The organism is Shouchella patagoniensis, from assembly GCF_002019705.1.
Classification (GTDB): Bacteria; Bacillota; Bacilli; order Bacillales; family Bacillaceae_D; genus Shouchella; species Shouchella patagoniensis.
Window position 1 is genome coordinate 2450248 of sequence record NZ_KV917377.1, and the last position, 25922, is coordinate 2476169.

Annotated in this window: 28 protein-coding genes; 1 reads left to right on the top strand and 27 read right to left on the bottom strand. The window is 41.6% G+C overall.

Features of this window, described 5'->3' with window-relative positions; all coding sequences use genetic code 11:
• Positions 1–89: 89 nt before the first annotated feature.
• The 27 genes from spoIID to prfA all read right to left on the bottom strand — a co-directional run bounded on the left by spoIID (position 90) and on the right by prfA (position 24422).
• Positions 90–1124 (bottom strand): stage II sporulation protein D, encoded by a 1035-nt coding sequence (gene spoIID, locus BK584_RS12995; RefSeq protein WP_078393006.1) that lies wholly within the window; start codon positions 1122–1124, stop codon positions 90–92.
• A gap of 207 nt (positions 1125–1331) precedes the next feature.
• Positions 1332–2630, bottom strand: coding sequence for a UDP-N-acetylglucosamine 1-carboxyvinyltransferase (gene murA / locus BK584_RS13000; protein ID WP_078393007.1), 1299 nt, complete (start codon positions 2628–2630; stop codon positions 1332–1334).
• Positions 2631–2671: 41 nt separating this feature from the next.
• Positions 2672–3418, bottom strand: coding sequence for a YwmB family TATA-box binding protein (locus BK584_RS13005; protein WP_139365670.1), 747 nt, complete (start codon positions 3416–3418; stop codon positions 2672–2674).
• 102 nt (positions 3419–3520) lie between these two features.
• Positions 3521–3754, bottom strand: a complete 234-nt coding sequence (locus BK584_RS13010) for a DUF1146 family protein (RefSeq protein WP_078393008.1) — start codon at positions 3752–3754, stop codon at positions 3521–3523.
• Positions 3755–4051: 297 nt separating this feature from the next.
• On the bottom strand, positions 4052–4453 hold the full coding sequence (locus tag BK584_RS13015) for a F0F1 ATP synthase subunit epsilon (RefSeq protein ID WP_078393009.1): 402 nt from the start codon (positions 4451–4453) through the stop codon (positions 4052–4054).
• Between the two features lie 63 nt (positions 4454–4516).
• Complete coding sequence (atpD, locus tag BK584_RS13020; protein ID WP_078393010.1) at positions 4517–5929, bottom strand: F0F1 ATP synthase subunit beta; 1413 nt, start codon at positions 5927–5929, stop codon at positions 4517–4519.
• Positions 5930–5961: 32 nt separating this feature from the next.
• Positions 5962–6828 carry an ATP synthase F1 subunit gamma gene (atpG, locus tag BK584_RS13025; RefSeq protein WP_078393011.1) on the bottom strand — a complete coding sequence of 289 codons (867 nt, stop codon included), beginning with the start codon at positions 6826–6828 and terminating at the stop codon, positions 5962–5964.
• 39 nt (positions 6829–6867) lie between these two features.
• Positions 6868–8382 carry a F0F1 ATP synthase subunit alpha gene (gene atpA, locus BK584_RS13030; RefSeq protein WP_078393012.1) on the bottom strand — a complete coding sequence of 505 codons (1515 nt, stop codon included), beginning with the start codon at positions 8380–8382 and terminating at the stop codon, positions 6868–6870.
• A 28-nt stretch (positions 8383–8410) separates the two neighbouring features.
• The gene (locus tag BK584_RS13035) at positions 8411–8956 is read right to left on the bottom strand and encodes a F0F1 ATP synthase subunit delta (protein ID WP_078393013.1); all 546 of its coding nucleotides are present in this window, start codon (positions 8954–8956) and stop codon (positions 8411–8413) included.
• Positions 8953–9438, bottom strand: a complete 486-nt coding sequence (atpF, locus tag BK584_RS13040; RefSeq protein WP_078393014.1) for a F0F1 ATP synthase subunit B — start codon at positions 9436–9438, stop codon at positions 8953–8955. The genes BK584_RS13035 and atpF overlap by 4 nt, the downstream gene beginning before the upstream one ends.
• 111 nt (positions 9439–9549) lie before the next feature.
• Positions 9550–9783: a F0F1 ATP synthase subunit C gene (gene atpE / locus BK584_RS13045; protein ID WP_078393015.1), complete on the bottom strand. Its 234-nt coding sequence runs from the start codon at positions 9781–9783 to the stop codon at positions 9550–9552.
• 58 nt (positions 9784–9841) lie between these two features.
• On the bottom strand, positions 9842–10555 hold the full coding sequence (gene atpB / locus BK584_RS13050; protein ID WP_078393016.1) for a F0F1 ATP synthase subunit A: 714 nt from the start codon (positions 10553–10555) through the stop codon (positions 9842–9844).
• A 2-nt stretch (positions 10556–10557) separates the two neighbouring features.
• Positions 10558–10971 carry an ATP synthase subunit I gene (locus tag BK584_RS13055; RefSeq protein WP_078393017.1) on the bottom strand — a complete coding sequence of 138 codons (414 nt, stop codon included), beginning with the start codon at positions 10969–10971 and terminating at the stop codon, positions 10558–10560.
• Positions 10972–11196 carry an AtpZ/AtpI family protein gene (locus BK584_RS13060; RefSeq protein WP_078393018.1) on the bottom strand — a complete coding sequence of 75 codons (225 nt, stop codon included), beginning with the start codon at positions 11194–11196 and terminating at the stop codon, positions 10972–10974.
• 525 nt (positions 11197–11721) lie between these two features.
• Positions 11722–13992 carry a S8 family serine peptidase gene (locus tag BK584_RS25380; RefSeq protein WP_078393019.1) on the bottom strand — a complete coding sequence of 757 codons (2271 nt, stop codon included), beginning with the start codon at positions 13990–13992 and terminating at the stop codon, positions 11722–11724.
• 164 nt (positions 13993–14156) lie between these two features.
• Positions 14157–14786, bottom strand: a complete 630-nt coding sequence (upp, locus tag BK584_RS13070; protein WP_078393020.1) for a uracil phosphoribosyltransferase — start codon at positions 14784–14786, stop codon at positions 14157–14159.
• Between the two features lie 186 nt (positions 14787–14972).
• Complete coding sequence (gene glyA, locus BK584_RS13075) at positions 14973–16226, bottom strand: serine hydroxymethyltransferase (protein WP_078393021.1); 1254 nt, start codon at positions 16224–16226, stop codon at positions 14973–14975.
• A gap of 107 nt (positions 16227–16333) precedes the next feature.
• Positions 16334–16879: a TIGR01440 family protein gene (locus BK584_RS13080; RefSeq protein ID WP_078393022.1), complete on the bottom strand. Its 546-nt coding sequence runs from the start codon at positions 16877–16879 to the stop codon at positions 16334–16336.
• Complete coding sequence (gene rpiB, locus BK584_RS13085) at positions 16876–17322, bottom strand: ribose 5-phosphate isomerase B (RefSeq protein WP_078393023.1); 447 nt, start codon at positions 17320–17322, stop codon at positions 16876–16878. Before rpiB ends, BK584_RS13080 begins: the two co-directional genes overlap by 4 nt.
• A gap of 54 nt (positions 17323–17376) precedes the next feature.
• Positions 17377–18696 carry a methyl-accepting chemotaxis protein gene (locus BK584_RS13090; protein WP_078393024.1) on the bottom strand — a complete coding sequence of 440 codons (1320 nt, stop codon included), beginning with the start codon at positions 18694–18696 and terminating at the stop codon, positions 17377–17379.
• Positions 18697–18713: 17 nt separating this feature from the next.
• Complete coding sequence (locus tag BK584_RS13095) at positions 18714–19151, bottom strand: low molecular weight protein arginine phosphatase (RefSeq protein ID WP_078393025.1); 438 nt, start codon at positions 19149–19151, stop codon at positions 18714–18716.
• Between the two features lie 63 nt (positions 19152–19214).
• Positions 19215–19757 carry a manganese efflux pump MntP gene (locus BK584_RS13100; RefSeq protein WP_078393026.1) on the bottom strand — a complete coding sequence of 181 codons (543 nt, stop codon included), beginning with the start codon at positions 19755–19757 and terminating at the stop codon, positions 19215–19217.
• 314 nt (positions 19758–20071) lie between these two features.
• Positions 20072–21100 (bottom strand): L-threonylcarbamoyladenylate synthase, encoded by a 1029-nt coding sequence (locus BK584_RS13105; protein ID WP_078393027.1) that lies wholly within the window; start codon positions 21098–21100, stop codon positions 20072–20074.
• Positions 21101–21326: 226 nt separating this feature from the next.
• The gene (locus BK584_RS13110; protein WP_078393028.1) at positions 21327–21770 is read right to left on the bottom strand and encodes a GNAT family N-acetyltransferase; all 444 of its coding nucleotides are present in this window, start codon (positions 21768–21770) and stop codon (positions 21327–21329) included.
• Between the two features lie 54 nt (positions 21771–21824).
• Positions 21825–22430 (bottom strand): stage II sporulation protein R, encoded by a 606-nt coding sequence (gene spoIIR / locus BK584_RS13115; protein ID WP_078393029.1) that lies wholly within the window; start codon positions 22428–22430, stop codon positions 21825–21827.
• A 73-nt stretch (positions 22431–22503) separates the two neighbouring features.
• Positions 22504–23346 carry a peptide chain release factor N(5)-glutamine methyltransferase gene (gene prmC, locus BK584_RS13120; RefSeq protein WP_078395593.1) on the bottom strand — a complete coding sequence of 281 codons (843 nt, stop codon included), beginning with the start codon at positions 23344–23346 and terminating at the stop codon, positions 22504–22506.
• A gap of 5 nt (positions 23347–23351) precedes the next feature.
• Entirely contained in the window at positions 23352–24422 is a 1071-nt protein-coding gene (gene prfA, locus BK584_RS13125) for a peptide chain release factor 1 (protein WP_078393030.1), read from the bottom strand.
• 146 nt (positions 24423–24568) lie between these two features.
• Between prfA and BK584_RS13130 the strand changes: the two genes are divergently transcribed.
• Positions 24569–25888: an FAD-dependent oxidoreductase gene (locus BK584_RS13130; RefSeq protein ID WP_078393031.1), complete on the top strand. Its 1320-nt coding sequence runs from the start codon at positions 24569–24571 to the stop codon at positions 25886–25888.
• Positions 25889–25922: the final 34 nt, after the last annotated feature.

The following is a 25922-nucleotide window of genomic DNA, read 5'->3' on the forward strand; positions in this document are numbered from 1 at the left end:
TCATAGGCGGCTTTGTGAATAAGCATCGTCCATTTCTTACTAACTAGTTAAAAAAACTGCTCTACTATTATAGAGCAGCAAAACGGCTACTATTCAATTGATTCCATAGATTCAATCGTAATTCCTTGATAATAGTGTTTAACAATTTCCCGATAGCTCTTGCCTTCCTTTGCCATTCCATTCGCTCCAAATTGGCTCATTCCAACGCCATGACCCCAACCTTTTGTTTGAATGACAACATTGCCATTGCTTAAATGCCACGTGAAATCAGACGAGTCTAGGTCCAGCGCCTCCCGAATTTCTCGTCCTGAAAACGTCTTTCCACTTATTTCAACGGAACCCACCCTTTCCCCGTCTGTTCGAGCGATGATTTTTCCAATCGACCCGTCACCTGGAAGTTTCACATCTAATGCATCCTCAAACGTCTCCACTGGTATCGTCACTTCATTCGCATAACGGGGGGACTCTTTATCCCACGGACTTGCTACACTTTTTAAATAAGGTATCTCCTGTGTCCAGAAGTCTTCTGCATTTTCTGTAAACCCATTACTTGTAGAGAAAAAAGAAGCCGTTATTGGTTGTTCGTTATACGTCATAATTTCCCCTTCGGTCTCTATGACGGCCGCTTCAACTTTATTCCAACGTTCCTCAAACTTGTCCTTCCAAATTTCCTTTAATTCATCTTTACTTTGAAAGACTTGATGCTTAACGGTGTCTTCTATAAGAGCACCTTCAGAAACGTTTCTATCTTCCTGTGATTTTAGCTGCTGAGACAATAAATACGTTCTTGCGGCAAGTGCTTGTGCTTTTAGCGCTTCTCCTTCATAAGTTGTTGGCATTTCGGAAGCGACTACCCCGATTATGTAATCGGTTATTGGAACATGTTCAATTGTTTCCTTTTTTGCTCGATAAACGGGAATGTCGATTGCTTCTTTTTTTTCTTCTGTTGTTACTGACTCTGACTGTACTTTTGTTTCTTCGGCTTCACTTGTTTTCTCAAGATAGGCCAGTCCAAAACTTGCATCGGCCATCTCTTTGTCATTATCTCCAAATGCAACCATAGCAGCAGGGACAAGCAACACAATTGATACTAGGATCGTCACAAAGGCTATGATTTGTTTCATAGCAGACCTCCTTAAACCAGTAGCTTGGCCAACTCTTTTTCTCTTTCAGCAGTACTTCAGGCTCCTTCTTCAACCAAGATCAAACCGTATTCCTTAATCCATATGTCTAGCTTTCTTAAAAAAGAACAAAAAAAGTACATACCAATTAAATGGAATGTACTTTTTTCCTTTTTTCGTTTTAAAACGACTATTTCCCTGGAAATACGATTAAATCAGTTCTGCCGCTTCAACCACTTCGTTTTCAAACTGTTCTTCAACACGTTCAATGTCAGCACCAAGTGCTTTCAATTTCTCTGTCAACTTCACGTAGCCACGATCTAAATGTTTAAGCTCTGTCACACGTGTGTAGCCATCTGCAACGAGACCAGCAACAACAAGCGCAGCACCAGCTCGTAAGTCAGTTGCTCCTACTTCTGCTCCTTGTAAGCTCGTAGGACCTGTTACAATAGCAGATCTGCCTTCAATTTTAATGTTCCCATTCATGCGGCGGAATTCCTCTACATGCATGAAACGGTTTTCGAACACAGTTTCTGTTACAACACTCGTTCCTTCTGCACGAAGTAAGAGAGCCATCATTTGCGCTTGCATGTCTGTAGGAAAACCTGGGTGTGGCATTGTTTTAATATCGACTGCTTTTAATGTTTCTGGTCCAATCACACGCAAACCTGTTTCTTCTTCTTGGATTTCAACACCCATTTCCCGCATTTTTGCCACAAGTGGTCGCATGTGCTCTGCAATTGCACCTTCAACAAACACATTACCACCTGTAATAGCTGCAGCGGTCATAAATGTTCCAGCTTCAATTCGATCCGGAATAACTGAATGCACGGCTCCATGAAGGTATTCGACACCATCAATACGAATGACACCCGTACCTGCACCTCTTACTTTTGCACCCATTGCATTTAGATAGTTCGCTAAATCAACAATTTCTGGTTCTTCTGCTACATTCTCAAGAATCGTAGTGCCTTCAGCAAGAACAGCAGCCATCATAATGTTTTCTGTAGCTCCTACACTTGGGAAATCAAGATATACTTTTGTTCCTTGTAATTTCCCTTCAATGCTCGCCTCAATAAAGCCATTTCCAATTTCGACAGTGGCACCCATCGCTTCGAACCCTTTTAAATGTTGTTCAATTGGACGTGATCCGATTGCACAACCACCAGGCAAAGCAATTCTAGCACGACCTACACGCGCTAAAAGAGGTCCCATTACTAAAAATGACGCACGCATTTTTCGCACATACTCAAATGGCGCCTCTGTTTTTAGTGGTCTGTCCGCATGGACAACAAACTGCCCGTCGACATAGTCGACAGCCACATTTAAATTTGATAACACTTCTTTCATTGTATATACATCTGTTAGCGATGGCACTTCTTCGATTGTACTCGAACCTCGCTCAGCCAAAATCGATGCTGCGATGACAGGCAGAACTGCATTTTTTGCACCCTCTACCTTCACGGAGCCGTGCAGCTTTTTGCCGCCACGGACTATTATTTTTTCCAACGTATTCCCCTCCGCGTCTGTTTTTTTTCTCTTCTATATCATCAATATTCAGTCGTAATTATAGGCGTTCCTAAAGTTACCGCTGTTCGTGCGCCCAAGTCTGGGTTCTGCCTTAAGGCAACTTGCACATTCATGGTTCTTTCGTCATTTAGAGCAATTCCGCCGCTCCACTCTTCATTATATGCGGACAATGATACAAATGTCCCTTCATTAAGCACTTCCTGCTCAATTGCACCTAGCTCATCTGCATAGACCTTTGCTTGTTCATATAATGAAACCTCATTTAAATGATTTGCTTCAGCTGTTACTTGGTAAAAAAGTTCAGCTCCGTTTAAATCAAATTCAGTAAGGCTTTCCTCAAACATATCAAAGTCAAAAACTGTTACTGCATCATCGGCTATAAGCTCGTACGATTGCTCTAAAACAATGCCATCCTCCATCGGTGAGGCAAATAGTTTCATTTCTTCACGCAAGCCGTTGGTAGACGCATTTGTAAACACTGCACGTAAATCATTTCCACCCGCTTGTACAGAGATACGTTCAAAAGATGGATAATCGGATTCAAATTCATTGATCAGCTCTGAAAAAGTACCTTCATATTGCTTTTCTGTTCCTTTGGCACGAACTTGCCAACCTAGCGCTTCTAATTTTTCTTTCTCTGTTAAAGAAACAATAGCTTTCACTTGTTCGTTAAAACGTATTTCTGCTGCTTCATTTGAAGCAACATTCATTCCCACACAAAGAAACAGGATCAATCCGAGAAAACCGACTGTATACATCTTTTTCATGTTTGCTCTCCCCTTTTGGCAGCCATGGCCTTGTTAGTACCATTTTTACCCGCGAGAGAAAAAGCATACATAAAAAATGTATGATCTTATTAACAGTTTTAACTAAAACATATAAGGAAGGAGTTGAACTGCTTGAAAATAATCAAGAAAGAAACGAGCGATCAAATAACCCAGCGCTAGCGCACATATGACTTTCAATGCGGCAGCCTGCTTGCTCTTAGGATTTTTAACGAATAGATCGAAGCGAAATGACTGCAAAGCCCACCAAGCAAGTCCTAGACAAAGAAGATTCACGACAATATGTATGAACGCTTCCAAACCAAGTCCATTCGTCAAAAAATAACCCCTTTTCTTATTGATGGATGCGTTTCGCTGAATGTCAAGCATAAAGCCCGCAATCCAATATCCATCATAACGGATTTAATTAAAAAAAGCTAGAGTAACATGAACCCAAATTGCTAAAGTTAAATTAAAAAGATGTGAACGTTTTGTCACAACTTTTAAACTTTAATTAAAAATGACCGTTACTATTGAACGTACCCGCTAGCGTTTAGAATTAACCCTCTTTTCCTTAAAAAAAATGTCAAAAAAACCATCAAAATCATAGAGATTTTAATGGTTTTTTTGACATTTTTATTTATGTTTCGCTACATTTAGACGCGTTACTGCACGTTGTAAAGCAATTTCAGCACGCTTTTTATCAATATGCCCACCATTGTCGTTTAACCGATTTTCTGCACGCTCTTTCGCTTTTGCAGCTCGATCTTCATTGATCTGTTCTGGACGCTCTGCTGCTTCAGCTAAGATCGTGACTTGATCAGGACGAACCTCAATGAAACCGCCAGTGACAGCAACCTGTTCTTCTTTGCCATCTTTGATAAAACGAGCAGGTCCAGCTGTTAGCGGGGAGACGAGCGGAATATGTTTGGCTTTAACCCCAAGTTCTCCTTCAGTCGTCTTGACAACGACAAGCTCTGCATCGCCCGTATAAACGGCTCCATCTGGAGTAACGACACTTACTTGTATTGTTTCCATAGAACCCCTCCTCTTGTCGGCAATCATGCCTAGAAAACACTGTGCTGTTTCCTAGGCAAATGATTAGGCCATTTGCTTCGCTTTTTCTACAACTTCTTCAATACGGCCCACTAGACGGAACGCATCTTCCGGAAGATCGTCATATTTGCCTGCAAGAATGTCCTTAAAGCCTTGGATGGTTTCTTTGACAGGTACATAAGAACCTGGCTGTCCAGTAAACTGTTCAGCAACGTGGAAGTTCTGAGATAAAAAGAACTGAATACGGCGTGCACGAGCAACAACCAATTTGTCTTCCTCAGATAATTCTTCCATACCAAGAATGGCAATGATATCTTGAAGCTCACGGTACTTCTGTAATGTTTGTTGAACACCACGGGCAACACTGTAATGCTCGTCTCCTACTACTTCAGGAGAAAGGGCACGTGATGTTGATGCCAATGGATCCACGGCAGGATAAATCCCTTGCTCTGTTAGTTTACGCTCAAGGTTGGTGGTTGCATCCAAGTGAGCAAACGCTGTCGCAGGAGCTGGATCTGTATAGTCATCGGCAGGTACATAAATCGCTTGGATTGATGTAACTGATCCTTTTTTCGTAGATGTAATACGTTCTTGTAATTGACCCATTTCTGTTGCAAGTGTAGGCTGATAACCTACCGCTGACGGCATACGTCCTAGAAGTGCAGATACTTCTGAACCAGCTTGTGTAAAGCGGAAAATATTATCAACGAACAAGAGTACATCCGCACCTTGGTCATCACGGAAATATTCTGCCATCGTAAGGCCTGTAAGTGCTACACGCATACGCGCACCTGGAGGCTCATTCATCTGACCAAACACCATTGCCGTTTTCTTAATAACGCCAGCTTCAGTCATTTCATGATACAAGTCATTTCCTTCACGTGTACGCTCACCAACACCGGCAAATACGGAAATACCACCGTGTTCAAGAGCAACGTTGTTGATTAATTCTTGAATAAGTACCGTTTTCCCTACACCGGCCCCACCAAAAAGACCGACTTTACCACCTTTAGTATATGGCGCAAGCAAATCAACAACTTTAATACCTGTTTCAAGAATTTCAGTTGTTGTCGTTAGTTCTTCAAAGCTTGGTGCCTCACGGTGAATTGGATCACGACGAACACTAGCCGGAACTGGTTCTTTTAAATCAATTTCTTCTCCAAGGACATTAAATACACGACCAAGTGTTTCATCGCCTACTGGCACGGAAATCGGAGCACCTGTATCTTGCGCTTCTGTACCACGCATCAATCCATCGGTTGAGCCCATTGCTACTGTGCGGACCGTATCATTTCCAAGGTGAAGCGCCACTTCCAATGTCACTGTAACTTCAACAGCGTTGTTTACGCCGCCTACTTGAGTTACTTTCAGTGCGTTATTGATTTGCGGAAGTTGGCCACTTGGAAACTTAACGTCTACAACCGGTCCTGTAATTTGAATAATACGGCCTGTTGACATTCTATTCCCTCCTGCTTAAGTTCATTTTCGTTCTATTCGAGAGCGGCTGCACCGCCAACAATTTCTGTAATCTCCTGCGTAATTGCGGCTTGGCGCGCCCGATTATAAGAGAGCGTCAAATCATCAATAAGCGAGGAAGCATTATCTGAAGCTGCACTCATCGCAGTCATTCTTGCACCAAATTCACTTGCTTTCGCATCAAGCAGCGCTCCGTAAATCAAGCTCTCTGCGTAACGCGGCAATACGGTTTCCAGAATTTCCTGTTCAGATGGTTCATACTCATACAAACTGCCGCTACTCGTTGTTTCGTTCTCCTCTGTAGACGTTAATGGTAACAGTTTTTGCTCCGTCACCGTCTGTGTCATTGGCGAAACGAAATGGTTATACCAAATATAAAGCTCATCAAAAATTCCATCAGCAAACATTTCAACCGACGTTTTCGCTAGCCCGCTAATGTCTGCAAAACCTGGTTGATCTGGTACTTCGATCATCTCTTGAATAATAGGTTGCTTACGTGTACGAAGCAAATCCCGTCCAATTCGGCCAAGGACAATAATTGCATACTCATCTGTCGATGCATGTCTTGAATGAATGGTTTTCATCATATCGCGTAAAAGCCCTGAGTTATACCCACCAGCAAGGCCTGTATCTGATGTGATAAGAATGTAACCTGTTTTTTTCACAGGACGTTCTTCCAACATTGGGTGGCTGACATTACTGCCCGCCTCCGCCATATTGCTCACGACCTCACGCATTTTCTTTGCGTATACTTCATAGCTTTGAGCTTTTTCTTGAGCCCGATTTAATTTCGCAGCCGATACCATTTGCATCGCCTTTGTAATTTGTCGGGTTTTTTTCGTTGAATTGATTCTGTTTTTTATATCGCGCAAAGAAGCCATCTGTTCACCGCCTTTCTGAACAAAACTAGAAAAATGTATTTATTCGTTTGAGGCTACAAAGCCTTTTTTGAATGATGCAATTGCTGCTTTCAAATCGCTTTCTTCTGGAAGGTTTCCAGTTGTGCGAATATGTTCAAGCAGTTCATTATGATTGCTCTCAAGGAAAGTGAACAACTCTGACTCAAAACGTAAACAATCTGAAACAGGTACATCATCTAAATACCCTTTAGTAAGTGCGTAAATGATTGCTACTTGTTTTTCAACTGAAAGCGGTTGGTTTAAATCTTGTTTCAATAGTTCAACTGTACGTTGACCTCGACCTAAACGCGCTTGAGTGGAAGCATCTAAATCAGATCCAAATTGAGCAAATGCTTCTAGTTCGCGGTAAGCAGCTAAGTCAAGACGAAGCGTACCAGCAACTTTTTTCATCGCTTTAATTTGGGCAGAACCACCTACACGAGATACGGAGATCCCTGGGTTAACGGCTGGGCGCACACCCGAGTGGAATAAATCTGATTGTAAAAATACTTGTCCATCGGTAATTGAGATAACGTTTGTTGGAATATAAGCAGATACATCCCCTGCTTGTGTTTCAATAAATGGTAGAGCAGTAATTGAACCGCCACCTAAATCATCATTTAATTTTGCAGCACGCTCAAGCAAACGGGAGTGCAAGTAGAATACATCCCCTGGGAATGCTTCCCGACCTGGAGGGCGACGAAGCAAGAGTGACATTTCACGATAAGCCGCTGCTTGTTTTGAAAGATCATCATAGACAACAAGTACGTGCTTGCCGTCATACATAAACTCTTCTGCCATTGAGACACCAGTAAATGGAGCTAAGAATAGCATTGGAGCTGGATCAGAAGCACCCGCTGAAACAACGATTGTGTAATCAAGCGCGCCACGTTGGCGAAGTGTTTCAACAACACCCGATACAGTCGATTCTTTTTGACCGATTGCTACGTATACACAAATCATGTCTTGGTCTTTTTGATTTAGAATTGTATCAATTGCAATTGATGTTTTACCTGTTTGACGGTCACCGATAATTAGCTCACGTTGACCACGACCAATTGGAATCATCGAATCAATTGATTTAATTCCAGTTTGAAGAGGTTCGTGAACTGATTTACGAGCCATAACGCCTGGTGCTTGTCCTTCAACTGGACGCGTTTTCGTTGTCGCAATTGGACCAAGTCCATCAATTGGTTGACCTAGTGGGTTAACAACCCGTCCAAGCAATTCAGTACCAACTGGTACTTCCATGATACGTCCAGTACGCTTAATCTCGTCCCCTTCACGAATGTCGCTATACGGTCCTAAAATAATAATCCCAATGCTATCTTCTTCAAGGTTTTGAGCCATGCCCATTACACCAGTTGAAAATTCAAGTAGTTCTCCAGCCATCACATTATCTAAACCATAGGCAGTAGCAATACCATCCCCAACGCGAATAACGGTACCTACATCTTGAACGTCTACACTCGTTTCATATTGGTCAATCTGCTGCTTAATGAGCGAGCTGATTTCTGTCGCTTTAATGCTTGCCATTCGTTTTCACCCCTAACTGACAAATTCTTTAATTTCCTGCAAGAAGGCCTTTTTCAAGACGATCCAGTTGACCTTTTACACTACCATCAAAGACACGGTCACCGACACGGACTTTGATTCCACCAAGCAATTCTTTGTTTACAATATTGTTTATTTCAAGAGCTCGTTTCCCTACTTTTGGAGCAAAGACAACAGCAATTTGTTGTTTTTCATCGTCGGAAAGAGGTTTGGCTGAATACACATTCGCCTCTGCAATTCCTTTTATTTCATCATTCAGTTGTTTATATTCTTGAGCCAACTCGGGAATGATCATAAAACGACCAAGTTCCAATAACCGTGAGATTGTTTTAAAAACCGTTTGATGAACGTTGTTTTCAAACGAACGCGTAAGCAGCTCTTGCTTTTGCTCAAGAGGTAGTCCAGGCAACCGGAGTACTTTAAGCAATTCTGGCGTTTCATTAAATACTTCACGCACGAGTTCAAGATCGCTTTCGAATTGGTCTACTTGTCCTTTTTCTTGGCCTAACTCAAAAAGAGCAACAGCGTAACGATTGGCTACCGCTTTGTTGCTCATAGCTCTTCGCCCGCTTGTTTAAGGTACTCTTGGACAAGCTTATCCTGCTCGCTTGCATCAAGTTCTTTCTCAATCACTTTTTGCGCAATCAATACAGATAGAGAAGCAACCTGTTCGCGAAGAGCAATAACAGCTTGTTCTTTTTCATTTTGAATTTCAGCCAATGCTTGCTGATGAACACGAGCAGCTTCCTCTTTAGAGGCACGGACAATTTCTTGACCTTGCTGTTCGCCAGCTTTCTTAGCATTTTCAACCAATTCTCTTGCTTCAACGCGAGCAGCTTTCATCTCTTCACGCTGTTCTTCAATCATTTTTTCCGCTTCTTTACGGTTGCGTTCAGCAGAATCGATTTGTTCGTTGATCATATCTTGACGTTTTTGCATAACGCCGAGAAGTGGCTTTAAAGCAAATCTACTTAATAATAAAAGTAATACAGCGAACGCTGCTAATTGGTAGAGCGCCGTTCCCCAATAAATATCCATCTTAACACCCCTTACTCAGAAGTTTTTTCTTACATAAGTAAAGGCGAGAGGTTCTATTTAGAACGCTATCGCCTCTCAAAATACCGCTTCGTTCAATTGCCTTGTTAATTGTTAAACTACAAATAGAAGTAGTAAAGAAACAACTATGGCGATAATCGGAACTGCCTCCGCTAAAGGAACACCAATAAACATTAATGTCTGTAGCGTACCACGTTGTTCTGGTTGACGTGCAACCCCTTCTAGTACTGCTTTAACGATAATGGCAACGCCAATTGCGCCTCCAATGGCAGCAAAACCTGCTGCTAAACCTGCTGCTAGATGTGTATAACCAACTGCATCCATCATTTAAAAATCCTCCTTGATATTAATTAGTTTTTATAAAAGCGCTCTGTATGAGCAGGAATTAATGTTGTTCAACTTTATGCGACATATAAACCATAGCTAACATCGCAAAAATGTATGCTTGAATTGATCCGATAAAAATACTAAAAGCTTGCCATACCATTAAAGGCATGAATGCAAATGCTCCCCATAACAGACCACTCGTTCCTAGCATAACGATTAGAATCATTAATATCTCTTTTGCAAAGATATTACCGTATAATCGCATTCCAAGTGTCAAGAAATTGGATATTTCTTCTATAATCTTGAAAGGCAATAAAAACCATTTTGGTGTTACGAATCCTTTAGCATACGCACTCAACCCGGTGATTTTAAGACCATATATATGGGTTAAAATTACAACAAAACCAGCCATAGTTAGAGCTAATAAAGGATCAGAAGTTGGTGACTTCCAAATGACTTCGTGATCACCTTTCACTAACTCGAAAGGAATCCCCATCATGTTCGCAACAAATACATAGAATAAAAGAGCATAGGCTAAAACAATAAAACGTCCGCCTAATTTCCAATCCATGTTAGCTTTGATAATCCCTCTAACAAAATCCAAGACCCATTCTATAAAGTTTTGTAATCCAGTGGGTCGCATTGCAAGTTTCCTAGCACCAATTACAGTAATTACAAAGACGATAAGCATAGCTATAGTTGTAGTAACAATAGTGGTTCCATTAAACCGAAGCCCAAAGACTTCCCAAATCATACTTTCATGACCGAGCATAATTATTTCACCTCTTTCGCCTTAAAGCTTTTTACTATCATATCCAACATCATAATGGCATACATCAACCCCAGACCAATCACCACTGATAGAATGTGGAATCGTTCTGGATATTGAATGGCGACCCAAACGGCTGTGATGACAAGGAAAATTCTAAATACAAACCCCAAGCTTGCAATAATCATAGAGGGCCATTTAGATGGTGCGTGAATTCCGCCGATGATGTGTGCATTACGATAGGTTGTCCATAAATTCAAAAAACTGATTGAAAAGCCTAGAATTAAACCGAGGAAAATTGATTGGAAAGGTGTGATAAAAAATCCTATTAATAACACCGTGACCGTTAGAACCGCAATCAAAAAATAAAACTTCATTTTTGATTTCATTACAAGATGGCTGCTCGCCTTTTCGGACATTTAGTCATCGTCTCCTAAAAAGGGCTGAACTATTTTGGAGATGCTATAAGTGCTCATAAACAGACCGAACAACAAACAACTAACTAAAAATAACGGTTCTACCCCAAACAATTTATCGAGCCACAAACCAAGGAACAAGCCTCCGACTGTACCTCCAAGTACACAGGACGTAATAGTTGAAACCAGCATAAAAGCCCGCATTGGATTCTTTCCTGGTTTTGACAATGAAAACGACCTCCATCGCAATAGAAACACCGTACAATTCACTTATGTAACCCTTATCATGGTAACCCTTTGTAATCGTACAATAGCAGGTATCCTGTGTCAACGAATTTTGACAGGAAATAAAAAGAGTTATAAAAGAATTCCCCATTGTTCACACAACTGTCATATCATTCCCAATTTATAGAGACTCCAAGTCAGAAAAGAGGTTTGAGATACGTATTCCTTCGTTAAAAAAAACATTTTTAACCAATTTTCAGCTTCAAAGAAGATCTTTTAGAAGCAGATCTATTGACAAGGCATTTTTGATATGCCCTTGAAAATAAAGGGAATTTCATATGTGCTTTACACCACAAAAAATATGCTTCTACGTATATTTATTCGCACCATTATGAGTTTCATTTTAGTCGGAGTATTCCGCGGAAAGCGCCGATTCCCATACGAAAAAAAGCTTGTCGACGAATCCGTTTTTACAGGACTTTGTCAACAAGCTGAAGCTCCAAGTTCATTTTTAATGGTTCTCACCTTTTATTTCGGAGGTGGGAGAAATTCTTCTCCAATATCAATCATTGTTTCAATTGTATCTTCCGCACCTTCGCTTCTTGCATAAATTAATGCTTTATATCGGCCTGGTTTTACTTTAAGATCTTGCAATTCGCCACTAACCATTCCTCGTTCTGACCGTTCATTTTCGATCAGTGACTCAACATACTGAAATGTATCAGGGTCATACAATACAATTCCTGATTCTTCTGCACCGGCAGGCAAATAATACTCATAATAGTATCCATTTTTTTGATCGCTATGCGCAAACTGAAACGCCATTACACGAGGGTAATTTGGCTCTTCCATAAATAATACGTAAGGAATATGAATTTCTTCCGTATCATTTTTAACATACACAGTTCCTGCATGAAGTCCGTTTTGTAAGAGGCCAGGATTAATTTCTGCCACAAGCGTGATTTGTTTTTTTCCATGCGCTTCTACGACAACGTCTTCAGGAGCTTCCCATTCAATTCCATCCAATTCACCAATTGGGGGTTCAATATGGAATGTTTGTTTTTTATCATCTGTATTCTCAACCGTTACTTGCAATTCTCTTTTTGTCTGGCTCGCTTTTTTATCCCAAGTGCCAAACGTTAATGAACTAGGATAGACGAGTGATTTTGCCTCTAACGCTTTATCAACTTGAAGCCTCCCCGCCCCTTGTTCATGCGGCAAGTAAAGACTTCCCTGCTCATTTGAAAGCTGTTTCGATGAATTCATAAGCGCTGCTTTCACTTGCTCCGGACTCCAATCAGGATGTTTTTCAAGCACTAACGCAGCTGCCCCAGCTACATGGGGGCTTGCCATGCTTGTGCCATTTAAGCCTAAATACCCTTTTGGTACTGTGCTCTGAATTGCTACTCCTGGAGCAACCAGATCAGGTTTCACTTCCCACGTCTCAGTAACGGGACCACGCGAGCTAAATGGTGCAATCAAATCTTGTTTTTGTGCATACTGTGTTGCAATTTGTGCTGCTTTTTTTGTGCTTTTCATCTGTTCAAGCAGCCATTCTCCATCTTCTTTTGATATACTTGCACCAACGATATCAACCGGGTCAAGTAACCCCCCCGCAAAAGAACCGTCTAAATTGTTATAAATAAGTACACCCTTCGCCCCTGCTTTATTGGCAATATTCATTTTTTCAGCGAATGTGGAACGACCACGTTTAGCCAACACAATTTTGCCTTTTACATTGACATCTTTATAATCCGTAACTAATCCATGACCTACGTCAATAATGTCCATTTCCCGCTTGAGTTTCCACGGGACTGAACCAATAAGAGGGGTTAGTTCAATTTTTTTCTCTTTATTATGTTGAAATGTAATATAAGGAATTTCAACTGGAGGTAAAGAGGCACCAACTGAAATCGCTTTTGATGAAGTTCCTGGTGACCCGACCGTCCACATATTTGGACCACTGTTTCCACTTGATGTAACGGCGACTACCCCTTTGTCAACTGCCCGATCCAACGCTAAACTAGTTGGCCAATCAGGACCGTTCACCGTGTTTCCAAGCGATAGATTAAGAACATCGACCTGATCTGTAACTGCTTTTTCGATCGCTTCCAACACTTGTTCAGTTGTCCCTTGCCCCCCTGGACCGAGTGCTCGATAAGCATAAATTTCTGCTTCTGGAGCTACACCTTTAATTCGTCCATTTGCAGCGATAATACCTGCCACATGTGTCCCATGTAACGTCGGTTCCCCTTGTTTCACTTTCGTTTCCATCGGATCATCGTCTTCATCAATAATATCGTAGCCCCCTTTATAATTGGCCCGAAGATCGGGATGTTCATAATCAAGACCCGTATCAATTATGCCTACTTTTACACCTTTCCCTGTTAAACCCTTTTCGGTAGTGCCATCGCTTCGCATTAAGCCTTTTCCAACACCAATAAAGGGGATACTTCCTTCTAGGCTAGGTTGGTAAATCGCTACGTCATCCACTCGAGAAATGACACTTAATTGTTTTAACAAAGGTATATCTTCTTCAAGTAAATCTAACGAGAAGCCACCGTAAACTTCTTTATAGAGCCTACGAATAGAAGCTGATTCGATTGTCTCTTCAACCAAATTTGCTGCTTCATCCACATCTCCAGCAACAGAAACAATGACAACGCGTCTTCCCGTGCCTTCGTCTACACTTACTTCACTAGTTCCTTCGGTTTTATCTGCGAGTGCAAACCCTGTCCCTTGCACGGTCGCCATAAAGATTACGATAAGCAGCATAACGCAGCCGCGCACATGTTTCATGACTATCTCCCCTACTACGTGTCGTGACGAGTAGTATGTGTCTAATAACCAACTTTATACATAAATACAACGTTTCAAACGAATCCATTCACGCAAACAATCTCGAACTATTTTTTCCATACAAAAAAAGCAAGCAGTCAATCTGCTCGCTTTATTCCTTGCCTTTATTTTGTACCAAATAGACGGTCGCCTGCATCACCGAGACCAGGTACTATATATCCTTTTTCGTTTAATTTCTCATCAAGAGCAGCTAAGTATATATCAACGTCCGGGTGCTCTTCCTGTACATACGCAACCCCTTCCGGTGCAGCTACAAGACAGATTAAGCGCATGCTTTTTGCCCCACGCTTTTTCAGACTGTTGATCGCTTCAACAACCGATCCACCAGTAGCAAGCATTGGGTCAATCACTAATAACTCACGTTCTTGAACGTCATTAGGAAGCTTTACATAATACTCGTGAGGCTTTAATGTCTCTGGATCACGGTATAAGCCAACATGTCCTACTCGAGCGGCAGGAATCATTTGTAGAATTCCTTCAGACATCCCAATACCAGCACGCAAGATCGGAACAAGCCCAAGCTTCTTCCCTGCTAGTTTTTTCACTTGCGCAGGACCTACAGGCGTTTCTACTTCCGCATCTTCAAGAGGCAAATCTCTTGTCACTTCAAACGCCATTAATGCTGCAACTTCATCAACAAGCTCACGAAATTCCTTTGTACCCGTATTTTTATCACGAATATAAGAGAGCTTATGTTGAATCAACGGATGATCTAATACATATACCTTTCCCATAGCTTCACTTCCTTTTAAGTAGTCGTCATCATTCGACACACGTCTTGAACGATTTTACCCAAAATACCCACATCATACAAGAGCCATCTTTTACATATTCCACTTCAATCGCCGCACTAGCACTCTTATACATATAAATACAACAAAAAGCAGCCCCCTAAAAGTTGACTGCTCTTGTTGAAATGATTATAGGTTTGGATACATCGGGAACTTACTTGTTAGGTCTGAAACACGCTTGCGCACTGTTTCTAGTACTTCTTCATTATCAATATTTTTTAACGTTAAAGCAATCAAGCTACCAATCTCATCCATTGCTTCCCCGTCTAATCCCCGCGACGTTACTGCCGCTGTACCGATACGAATCCCACTTGTTACAAATGGTTTTTGTGGATCGTAAGGGATCGTATTTTTATTTGTTGTAATCCCAACTGAATCAAGAGCTTTCTCAGCAACTTTTCCAGTTAAGTCAAGCGAACGAAGGTCAAGCAAAATTAAATGGTTATCTGTTCCACCAGAAACGATGTTTACTCCTTCTGATTGAAGTTTCTCACCTAAACGTTTTGCATTGGAAACAATCGCCTTCGCATATACAGTAAAGTCTTCCGATAATACCTCACCAAACGATACAGCTTTAGCCGCAATGACATGCATCAGTGGGCCGCCTTGAATACCTGGGAAAATCGATTTGTCGAGCTTTTTCCCGTACTCTGCAGCTGTTTCTTCGTTGCATAAAATCATCCCACCACGTGGTCCGCGTAATGTTTTATGAGTCGTTGTTGTCACAAAATGAGCGTAAGGAACTGGGTTTTGATGAACACCAGCCGCAACCAATCCAGCAATATGCGCCATATCAACCATCAGGAACGCACCGACTTCGTCAGCAATCTCACGGAACTTTTTAAAATCGATCGCACGAGGATATGCACTCGCTCCAGCTACAATTAGCTTTGGCTTATGTTCTTTGGCAATTTCACGAACAACATCATAATCAATAAGCTGGTCGTCTTCACGAACTCCGTATTCAACGAAGTTATATTGAACCCCACTAAAGTTAACAGGGCTACCGTGTGTCAAATGACCACCATGAGAGAGATTCATTCCAAGGACTGTATCACCCTGCTCCAGAATAGTGAAATATACACCCATATTCGCTTGTGCGCCTGAATGTGGTTGCACATTTACATAAGCCGCGCCAAAAATTTCTTTAGCTCGGTCTCTGGCAATGTCTTCGGCAATATCAACGTATTCACATCCACCATAGTAACGACGCCCTGGGTAACCTTCCGCATACTTATTCGTTAGTACTGACCCTTGCGCTTCCATCACTGCTTCACTCACAAAGTTCTCGGAAGCAATTAACTCAATTTTGTCTCTTTGACGCCCTAATTCAAGTTCTATCGCTTCAAACAATTTCGCATCTTGCTTCTTTAAATGATCCATTCCCATTCCCCTCTCGTTCGCTTTTAACTCTATTATTTTTTTATTTTAACCGATAGTAACAACTATTCCTAGCAATTTCCGTAAATTTTAATTAAAAACGCTTTCAGTTATTCACTTATTTTGTACACTGCCCGCTCTCCACCTATACGTTTGGGTCTTGTTGAAGCAAACGTGACATGCGCTTGTCCAAGTTCCTTCTTTGATAACCGTATTGGAATAACGACTTCTTTTAAATGCATACCGATAAATGTATCCCCGATATCGATACCCAAATCACAAGAAATGCGTTCTACTAAAACCGGATCGTTCATCTGCTTAAATGCATAGGCGGCCATAGCCCCACCTGCTTCGCGTACAGGAATAGCAGCCACTTCAGGTAAACCCTTCTCCTCTGCTAAGCATCGTTCAATTACAATTGCTCTGTTCAAATGCTCACAGCATTGAAATACAAGGTGGACGCCTGTATCTTTCTTGAATTGAGATAAGGCAGCATACAACTCTTGTGCAATTTCAACTGAGCCTTGTTTTCCAATTTTCCCGCCGGTCACTTCACTTGTGGACGCCCCAACAATAAAGTGCTTATTCGTTAATTCTGGTACTTGAGCGCGTAATTCATCAAGCAAGCTAGTAAGAGCCATTCGAAGTTCCATCATGCTTCCTGGTCTTCATATGCAGAAATTTTGCCAATTCGACCTGCGTGTCGGCCACCTTCAAATTCTTCGTCTAACCACGTACGCACAATTTCTATTGCTAAACCAGGTCCAATAACCCGTTCTCCCATTGCAAGTACATTCGTATCATTATGCTGGCGAGTCGCTTTAGCACTAAAAACGTCGTGAACAAGCGCACACCTGACACCTTTCACTTTATTTGCTGCAATAGACATGCCAATGCCTGTCCCACATATTAAAATACCTCGATCAAACTCACCCTTAGCTACTCTCTTGGCAAGAGGTAACGCATAATCTGGATAATCTACAGAGCTATCACACTCACAGCCAAAATCTTCGTAAGACAACGTTAATTCTTTTAAGAGTCCAATGATTTCCGCTCTTAGATTTGTTCCACCATGGTCTGAAGCAATTGCGATCTTCATTTTTACACCCCTTTAGCATTTTCACCTAAAAAAAAAGCGTTCATATTGAACACTTTATCCGTTTGACTCTATTGTAAACTTTTCAATCGTTGTCTTCAATTGCTTGGCTTGATTTGCTAAATCCGCAGATAACTTTTCGACTTCTTCCAGCGCCTGCGATTGTTCTTCTGTCATTGCCGTTACTTCTTCAGCACCAGCAGACGTTTCTTCTGCAATTGCCGCTACCTCTTCCGTTTTTAACGAACTAGCTTCAATTGCTCGCTGCTGCTTGTCCGATAAATCTGAAATTAACTTTATCATTTCCGAAACCGTCTGAATTGACTTCTCCATACTAGTAATCGCTTCAGTTGTTTCAGTACCTTTTTCCGTCTGGATTCGAGCAACACGAACCTGTTCTTCTATATCAGAGACAACGTTTTTTACTTCTTGTTGAATCGAACCAATTAAATCTGAAATTGAGGCGACCGCTTGAGTACTTTCATCAGCAAGTTTACGGACTTCACTCGCCACAACTGCAAAACCTCGCCCTTGCTCACCAGCTCTAGACGCTTCAATTGACGCATTAAGCGCAAGTAAGTTCGTTTGTTTTGCAATTGTCCCTACAAAAGCAGTTATTGTTTCAACTTCATGTGCTTGCTTCTCAAGACGATGAACAGATTGTAGTGAATGTTCTTGCTTATTCGCAAGATCTCGAATACCATCAACAAGCGTTGACGTAATTGTTCGACTCGTCTCCAGGGATTGGACCATCTCTAAAGAGTGGTCACTTGATTGCTTTGCACTTTCTTTCATTCGGTTTGCCATTTCAGTTGTTTCTTCTAATGAAATCACGGTTTCTTGAATCGCCCTTGCTGACTCTTCAGCTCCAGTCGCGATTTCTCCCATTGTTACCCCAATTTGCTCTGCTTGGCTTGATGAACGCATTGTTGCATCACTTAGACTTTGCACACGTAAATCTGTTTGGGCAAAATTTGTTTCGATATCTTGGACCATATTTTTTATATTACGGAGCATATGATTATAAGCAAGACCCAATGACCGTAATTCATCATCTGAATTCGATAGCTTCACTTCTGTATCAACAATACCAGCAGCAACTTCAGCAGCTGCTCTCTCTAACTCACCCAAAGGTTTTGTAATAAAATGCGATAGAAAGTAACCTAAGACTGCACTCCATACAACCCCGAGGAGCAATACACCTAACATAATCCATTGCATATCGATGTCTAATGTGGAAGCAAGAAATTCCCCCCAAAAATACAAAATGATTGCACTGCACGCAAATGTAATTGCAGCGACACCACTCACTCCTAAAACCATTTTCTTACGAATACTGAACTTGAAGCTTTTTTGGACGTTACGATCTGCCTCCACACCATTCACCCTTTTCTTTACGTTTCGTTTTGATTAATTAATCGAGTTAATGCTTCTTTTATTTCTTTTGCTGTTAACCTATACACATCATCTGAACCTCCGAAAGGATCAGCAACATCACCAGTTCCCATTCCCGCTATTTCCTTAAGCGTCAATATGTCGGCTTTATTGTAACGACTTTGCAAATTAAACTTATGGCTATTCGACATAGCAATAACCACATCAGCCCATTCCATTAATTCATCTGACACTTGTTGCGAAGAATGATCTGTAGTCAGACCCTCTTGCTCAAGAACACGTGCTGACCCACTTGATAGTGGAGCACCATTTTCTGCAAAAACTCCCGCGGACCGTGCTTCAAACCTATCACCAGCTAAATGATTTAGAAATGCTTCCGCCAATGGCGAGCGGCATGTATTTCCCGTACAAATAAATAACACACGCTTTTTTCTCATTAAAAATTCCTCCTAATCGATATATATTTGAACAGTTTACCATAATCGATTAAGCAAGATTGATTAAATCGGAAGCATGATCTTTAAACCAAATCCTAGGAGAACAAGTCCCCCTAGTAATTCGCCATACGCACCAATATAGCTATGAAACTTAGAGCCGATAATGAGGCCGATCCAAGACATGATCATACTGATGACTCCAATGGCAGCAATTGTAAAAATGACCGAAGTACCAAGAATACCAAAAGACAATCCAGCCGAAAAGCTATCTAAACTTACCCCAATTGCAAATAAGAAAAGGCCCCAACCAACCGGTTTTAGTTTACCTTCCTCATGTTTTGAAAACGAAGCAAGGATCATTTGAAGTCCAATGATTAATAACAAACCTCCACCTATATATGTAGCAATTACATCAAATTGATTGGATAGCCACTTCCCTGTTACGATGCCTAAGAGTGGCATGAATACGTGAAACGCTCCTATCGTGACGCCAATCCGAAAAACCTGCTTACGGGATAATCCCATCATTCCCATTCCAAGCGTTACAGAAAAGGCATCCATCCCTAAAGCTGCCGCCATTATACATATCGTCACAAACTCATGCATTGTTTAACACCCTCCCAAAAAAACATGCTAATTGAATGTATGCACGTCCAAGGGAGTTTAGACAGGCTGATACCAGATTAAAGCGGAGCTCACGGTTAATTCACCACGAGCTTTTTTGTAACACGCTATTTTATGACGTTCATTCGTCTTTTCGAGAAATTCGTAACGATTCATCTTCTTCGTTCGTGTATGTCTGGGAGTGAACGAGTGTAGATCACAGAATATCGCTATTGACAAGGAATCTAAAACGCCAAAAAAGGCCCTAAGGTAAATCTTAGAGCCTTTTTTACTGAAGTAAGTGCGTCGTGCTTGTTTTACACTCGTGCTCCCCCTGCCGCTTTTTCTAGTCGATTCATAATCGCTAGCCCGACTCCCGAAAGCGGCACTGTCTCTACATAAATAACTGTAACCTTGCGCTTGTCAAACTCCCGTAATGTCGCATAGAGTTCTTGCGCTACACGCTCTAGACTTTCACTCTTAACAACCTCATCTGCACGATATGCAAAGCTTGTCCTTGTAGCAAAGACGCCTACTTTTTCTCCTTGTTTGCGTGCATCATCAGCTAGACGCTGTAAGTCCACAGGCTTGTCCACAAGTACGACCTTCGCTTGGGGCGAATAGTGCGTATACTTCATTCCCGGAGACCGAGGCGCCGCTTCACTTTCTTGAAGCGCAGGATCAATCGAGATAGGGCCAATGACAGACTCTATGTCTTCCACAGTTACCCCACCCGGTCTATAGAGCATCGGCGGGTCATGAACAACACTTAAAACAGTCGATTCAAGGCCAATTCCCGTAGCACCTCCATCAATAACACCGTCCACTCTTCCATCTAGATCAATCAACACATGGTCTGCACTAGTTGGCGACGGACGTCCTGACCTGTTTGCACTCGGTGCAGCTACCGGCACATCACACGCTTGTAAGAGCGCTTTTGCGATTGGATGAGAAGGCATTCTTACACCAACGGTATCTAAACCAGCTGTTACATTCGGTGCAACTGACGGTTTCGCATTAAACACAAGCGTTAGTGCACCTGGCCAAAAAGCTTCAACTAGCTTTTTCGCTTTATCCGGAATCGTTCGGACAAGTTGATTCAGTTGTTCTTCATGACCAATGTGCACGATTAATGGATTATCGCTCGGACGCCCCTTTGCAGAAAAGATTGTTGCCACAGCTTCTTCTGAAAGGGCGTTTGCTCCTAGCCCATAAACCGTTTCAGTTGGAAAGACAATTAGTTTATTTTCCTTTATCCACAGCGCCGCTTCGCTAATGGAATTGGTTTGTTGTTGATCTTCAGTGCGATTATCCACAGTCCATACTTTTGTTTGTTTATAAATCATTTTTGTTCGCCTCCCTTTAAAAACCACTTCAACTTTTTATATTTTAACAAAACCCTACAGAGACAGTACTTTCTTTTGATTATCAGAGTAATCAAAAGAAGCGATTATCGGCAAAAAACAGGTTACCCACAACTGTGGATAACCTGTTTATAAGTTGGTGAATCACCGTTTTTTATTTAGTGTTCCCATCTATTCACATTTTTTATCCACAAATCCACAACCTTTTTCAAATAGGCGAACAAGAATAAGCCCAGATTGTTGCTTGATCTGTTTCCGTCACTAATTGATAATGGTCCATCGTTTTAATTACTTCGGGTAAAAACGGCTCTTCAATGCGTTCGAAACCAAGCGGTTCAAATAAAGCTACTTTCCCATTACTTAACGCATAAACCGTATGAATCCCTTCTGTTTGCGCAAAAGCAATCGCTAGTTGGATAAATTCAATTGAGGCTGCTGGATGAGTCCGGTTACTATCAATGACCATCGTCCGTAAAAGCCCTAGCTCTCCCGCCTTATCAAGGCCAACTGTTCCTACAATTGCTCCATTTTCACTTTCCACTACAAGAAAGCGGCTATTTTGATCGACTTGAGTCGTTGAACCAACTCGTGCAAATAAAGCTTGAATGGCTAATAAATCAGTTTTCTCCATTTTTCTAACCGTGAGAGCCATGGCCCCTCCTCCTTTTTCCTCTATCATATGAGGAGGCTTGTACCAATATGACTATTACCCAAATAACCGATCCCATAAAGATTCAAACATTTCTACGATAAAAAATGATGTTTCCACTTCTTCTACTTCTTCAACGGGTTCTTGTTCTAACTCTTTTGCTTCAGCGTTATCCATATCTAGAAAACACAACGGCGGAAACAATACACACCACCAGTTTTCTCCTTGACCCTCACCTAAAGTAATTAATACCGCATTGTATAATCCTGCTGGGTAAACAATATTGCCGTATAATTTTGTAGGAAACGATACATCCGTATTAAATTCTACTTTATAACTTTGTGATAATCCTCTATTTTGCAGCTCTTTTGCCACAATAGCTTCTAGTTCTTTTATATTTGCTTTAATCGTTGATGCGGCTTCATTAAATGACTCGACGTCACCGACCCACTCCGTAATCTCCGCATTTACTTGATCACGAATTTCACGTTTTAATGCTTGATCACCAATTGAATCACTATTTGCTAAAATCCGAAGGCGAATGGCATCTTCCGCACTTACCTCCTGATGAAATTGACCTTCTGCTTGAGCATTTTGCGCTTCCCAGCTCATTAGTCCTACGAATAAAGAGATTAATAGATAGATAATAGCTCTTGGTTTCATTATGAGCACCGCCCCTTCCTCACCTAGGATGGTCAGGGCAGGCTTTATTTAAACTAAAAAACATTCGACAAGATTAACTGCGCAAATCTCCATAAATAGCGAGCATGCGATCTTTCCCATTTATATCATAACAAATATCAACAGTCGCAAATGGAAACGCACGACTAAATAATGTTTTTATCTCAATCCCTTGGCCAACACCGAATTCAAGCCCTATTAATGCGTTTTCTTTTACAAAACGGGGCATCGCTTCAGCCAATCGTCGGTAAATCACTAGACCGTCTTTCCCTGCAAACAATGCGCTATGCGGCTCATAGTCCCGCACCTGTGTTGCAAGAGTGTTTACATCTGTTTCAGGAATATATGGCGGATTTGAGACAATGACATCAAATGTCTCACCAGAAACAGGTGCAAATAAATCTCCTTGTTTAAAAGAAACATCTGCTCCAAGCTTTAAAGCGTTCTGTTTCGCTACAGAAAGTGCATCTTCCGATAAATCAAGAGCAGTGACTTCGCAATCAGGCCGTTCAAGTTTTAAAGAAATCGCAATTGCTCCACTCCCCGTTCCAATATCAAGAATGGATAAAGGGGCTTGAGGCATCTTAGTTAATAAGAGCTCCACCAGCTCCTCTGTCTCCGGTCGTGGAATAAGGACGTCTTTATTTACTTGAAACGTTCTTCCGTAGAACTCTTCTGTACCAATAATATGCTGTACTGGAACACCTGTAGCAAGCAACTGCACATCGCTACGGAATGCTATCCAGATAGGCTCCTCTAATACATCATGCATACTCGCAAGCAAGTTAGAGCGGTCTTTCCCTGTATGGTGCCGCAGTAACCACTCTCCCGCTGGCTCTTCTAGGTTTCTTTCCAGTAAAAAAGACGAAGCCCAACGAAGAGCTTCGTATATTTTCATTTCCATTATTCTTCTGCTCGTTTCATTGCCTCTGATTGTTCTTCCACAATAAGGGCATCAACAATTTCATCGAGCTGCCCTTGCAAAATTTGTTCAAGCTTTTGAATCGTTAAACCGATGCGATGATCTGTCACCCGGCTTTGCGGAAAGTTGTACGTGCGAATTCGCTCTGAACGATCCCCTGTTCCAATTGCACTCTTACGGGCATCTGCATACTCTGCTTGGGCTTCTTGCTGGACTTTATCAAATATCCGAGCACGCAACACTTTCATTGCTTTTTCTTTGTTCTTAATTTGGGATTTTTCATCTTGGCATGAAACAACCGTATTCGTTGGCAAATGCGTTAAGCGAACAGCTGACATTGTTGTATTTACACTTTGCCCACCAGGACCACTCGAAGTAAACGTATCTACACGAATGTCTTTCTCATGAATGTCAATTTCTACTTCTTCTGCTTCTGGAAGTACAGCTACCGTTGCAGTTGATGTATGAATACGACCCCCTGATTCCGTTTTCGGAACACGTTGAACACGATGCGCACCATTCTCATACTTTAACTTTGAATACGCACCTGTCCCGTTTACCATGAAGATAATTTCTTTGTAGCCACCAATTTCATTGGCTTGCGCTTCAATCACTTCAGTCTTCCACCCTTGCATTTCCGAAAAACGATGGTACATTTTATACAAGTCCGAAGCAAAAAGTTGCGCTTCATCGCCACCTGCTGCTCCACGGATCTCGACGATAACATTTTTATTGTCATTGGGATCTTTAGGCAATAATAATATTTTTAAACGAGCTTCCAACTCTTCTTTCTGATTAGACAATTCATCTAACTCTTCTTTTACCATTTGATACATGTCATCATCAAGCTTCTCATTAAGCATTGCTTTTGCTTCTGCGAGTTGCTCTGTTGTTTGCTTGTATCCTCTATATGCTTGAACGGTCTCTTCTATTTGAGACTGCTCTTTAGAGTACTCTCTTAATTTTGTTGCATCGCTAATCACATCTGGGTCACTTAGCTGTTCATTTAAATAATCATATCGATCTTCTACCGATTGTAATCGTTCTAACACGACGTCACCTCATTCTTATTGCGGTGTATACCTACTTCATTATAGTATATGCCGCTCATGCCGGTCAATGAAGCGTCAGATACGGTTTGCCAAGTCATTATGCGGGAATACTGTAAGCAATAACGACAAAACAAGGCGGGATATAGGTGAAATATGTAATTATTGGCGGAGACGCCGCCGGAATGAGTGCTGCTATGCAACTAGTGCGAAAAGACGCACAAGCCGACATAACGGTGCTCGAAAAAGGCGAACATTATTCTTATGCCCAGTGCGGTCTACCATACTGGATAGGCGAAGAAATTGAATCTGAAGATAAGCTTGTGGCTCGAGACGCAAATACGTATCGAACCAAACACGGAATTGATGCACGAACCAATCATAAAGTGACTTCAATTGATCCCCAAAAAAAGACCGTTTCAGGTAATACGTTTGAACTGCCGTATGATAAGCTATTAATCGCTTCCGGAGCGCGACCTTTTATTCCAGAATGGAAAAACAGTGATTTAAAAGGAATTTTTACGTTAAAGACAATCCCTGATGCGAAAAAGATTTTAGCAGCAATTGGAGATAAGAAGAGAAAGATTACGATTATTGGTGGAGGTTCAATTGGTCTTGAAATTGCAGAGAATGTCTGTAAAGCAGGTCACCAAGTGCGCATTTTAGAGCGAGCAGCTCGTCTTGCAATGAATTTCGACAAAGAAATGACCGATCATATTCATGAAAAAGCAATCGAAGAAGGGATTCAACTCGATTTAAACCACGAGATTATTGGTTTTGAAAGTGATAATGCCGGACACGTAAACAAAATCGTTACCAATTTGGCGGAATGTGAAACGGATTTAGTCATAGTGGCGGTAGGCGTGCGGCCAAACACCGATTTCACTAAAGACACCGGTATTCAACTTGATCACAATGGTGCTATACGTGTAAACCGCTATATGGAAACAAACGTTGATGGTATATACGCGGCTGGAGATTGCGCAACACAATACCATCGCCTTATTCATAAAGACGTCTATGCCCCACTCGGAACACATGCCAATAAACAAGGAAGAATCGCCGGATTAAATATGTGCGGGCATCCCCGTGCATTTATGGGTATCGTTGGCACACAAATTTATCAATTCTTTGATTTGGCCCTTGCACGGACAGGTCTTTCTTCACGCGAAATTGAAGAAATTGGCTTTCCTTATAAATGCGTCCAAGCAAAGTTACCTCATGTTGCTGCCTATTACCCAACCAATGAACCCATCCTTATTCGCCTGCAGTATGATGCCAACACAGGAAAAGTATTAGGTGGCCAATTCATTGGTACAAAAGGAGTCGACAAACGCTGCGATGTGCTCGCTACAGCTCTTTACCACGGTATGACGATGCAAGACTTGGAAGAGCTAGATCTTGGCTATTCTCCACCGTTTAACAGCGTCTGGGATCCACTTCAACAAACAGCAAGACGTCGTTCATAAACAAACAACGCTTGGCATTTTGCCAAGCGCTGTT

Excerpts from the sequence above, each read along its gene's own strand:
- spoIID (WP_078393006.1), bottom strand. The coding sequence starts at position 1,124 with ATGAAACAAATCATAGCCTTTGTGACGATCCTAGTATCAATTGTGTTG.
- BK584_RS13095 (WP_078393025.1), bottom strand. The coding sequence starts at position 19,151 with ATGAGAAAAAAGCGTGTGTTATTTATTTGTACGGGAAATACATGCCGC.
- BK584_RS13005 (WP_139365670.1), bottom strand. The coding sequence starts at position 3,418 with ATGAAAAAGATGTATACAGTCGGTTTTCTCGGATTGATCCTGTTTCTT.
- BK584_RS25380 (WP_078393019.1), bottom strand. The coding sequence starts at position 13,992 with ATGAAACATGTGCGCGGCTGCGTTATGCTGCTTATCGTAATCTTTATG.
- BK584_RS13100 (WP_078393026.1), bottom strand. The coding sequence starts at position 19,757 with ATGCATGAGTTTGTGACGATATGTATAATGGCGGCAGCTTTAGGGATG.
- glyA (WP_078393021.1), bottom strand. The coding sequence starts at position 16,226 with ATGGATCATTTAAAGAAGCAAGATGCGAAATTGTTTGAAGCGATAGAA.
- BK584_RS13105 (WP_078393027.1), bottom strand. The coding sequence starts at position 21,100 with ATGATTTATAAACAAACAAAAGTATGGACTGTGGATAATCGCACTGAA.
- atpB (WP_078393016.1), bottom strand. The coding sequence starts at position 10,555 with ATGCTCGGTCATGAAAGTATGATTTGGGAAGTCTTTGGGCTTCGGTTT.
- rpiB (WP_078393023.1), bottom strand. The coding sequence starts at position 17,322 with ATGAAGATCGCAATTGCTTCAGACCATGGTGGAACAAATCTAAGAGCG.
- atpA (WP_078393012.1), bottom strand. The coding sequence starts at position 8,382 with ATGGCAAGCATTAAAGCGACAGAAATCAGCTCGCTCATTAAGCAGCAG.
- BK584_RS13110 (WP_078393028.1), bottom strand. The coding sequence starts at position 21,770 with ATGGCTCTCACGGTTAGAAAAATGGAGAAAACTGATTTATTAGCCATT.
- prmC (WP_078395593.1), bottom strand. The coding sequence starts at position 23,346 with ATGAAAATATACGAAGCTCTTCGTTGGGCTTCGTCTTTTTTACTGGAA.
- BK584_RS13055 (WP_078393017.1), bottom strand. The coding sequence starts at position 10,971 with ATGTCCGAAAAGGCGAGCAGCCATCTTGTAATGAAATCAAAAATGAAG.
- atpG (WP_078393011.1), bottom strand. The coding sequence starts at position 6,828 with ATGGCTTCTTTGCGCGATATAAAAAACAGAATCAATTCAACGAAAAAA.
- BK584_RS13035 (WP_078393013.1), bottom strand. The coding sequence starts at position 8,956 with ATGAGCAACAAAGCGGTAGCCAATCGTTACGCTGTTGCTCTTTTTGAG.
- spoIIR (WP_078393029.1), bottom strand. The coding sequence starts at position 22,430 with ATGAAACCAAGAGCTATTATCTATCTATTAATCTCTTTATTCGTAGGA.
- atpF (WP_078393014.1), bottom strand. The coding sequence starts at position 9,438 with ATGGATATTTATTGGGGAACGGCGCTCTACCAATTAGCAGCGTTCGCT.
- atpE (WP_078393015.1), bottom strand. The coding sequence starts at position 9,783 with ATGATGGATGCAGTTGGTTATACACATCTAGCAGCAGGTTTAGCAGCA.
- upp (WP_078393020.1), bottom strand. The coding sequence starts at position 14,786 with ATGGGAAAGGTATATGTATTAGATCATCCGTTGATTCAACATAAGCTC.
- atpD (WP_078393010.1), bottom strand. The coding sequence starts at position 5,929 with ATGTCAACAGGCCGTATTATTCAAATTACAGGACCGGTTGTAGACGTT.
- BK584_RS13080 (WP_078393022.1), bottom strand. The coding sequence starts at position 16,879 with ATGATGGAACTTCGAATGGCTCTTACTAGCTTGCTTGATGAATTACGC.
- BK584_RS13015 (WP_078393009.1), bottom strand. The coding sequence starts at position 4,453 with ATGGAAACAATACAAGTAAGTGTCGTTACTCCAGATGGAGCCGTTTAT.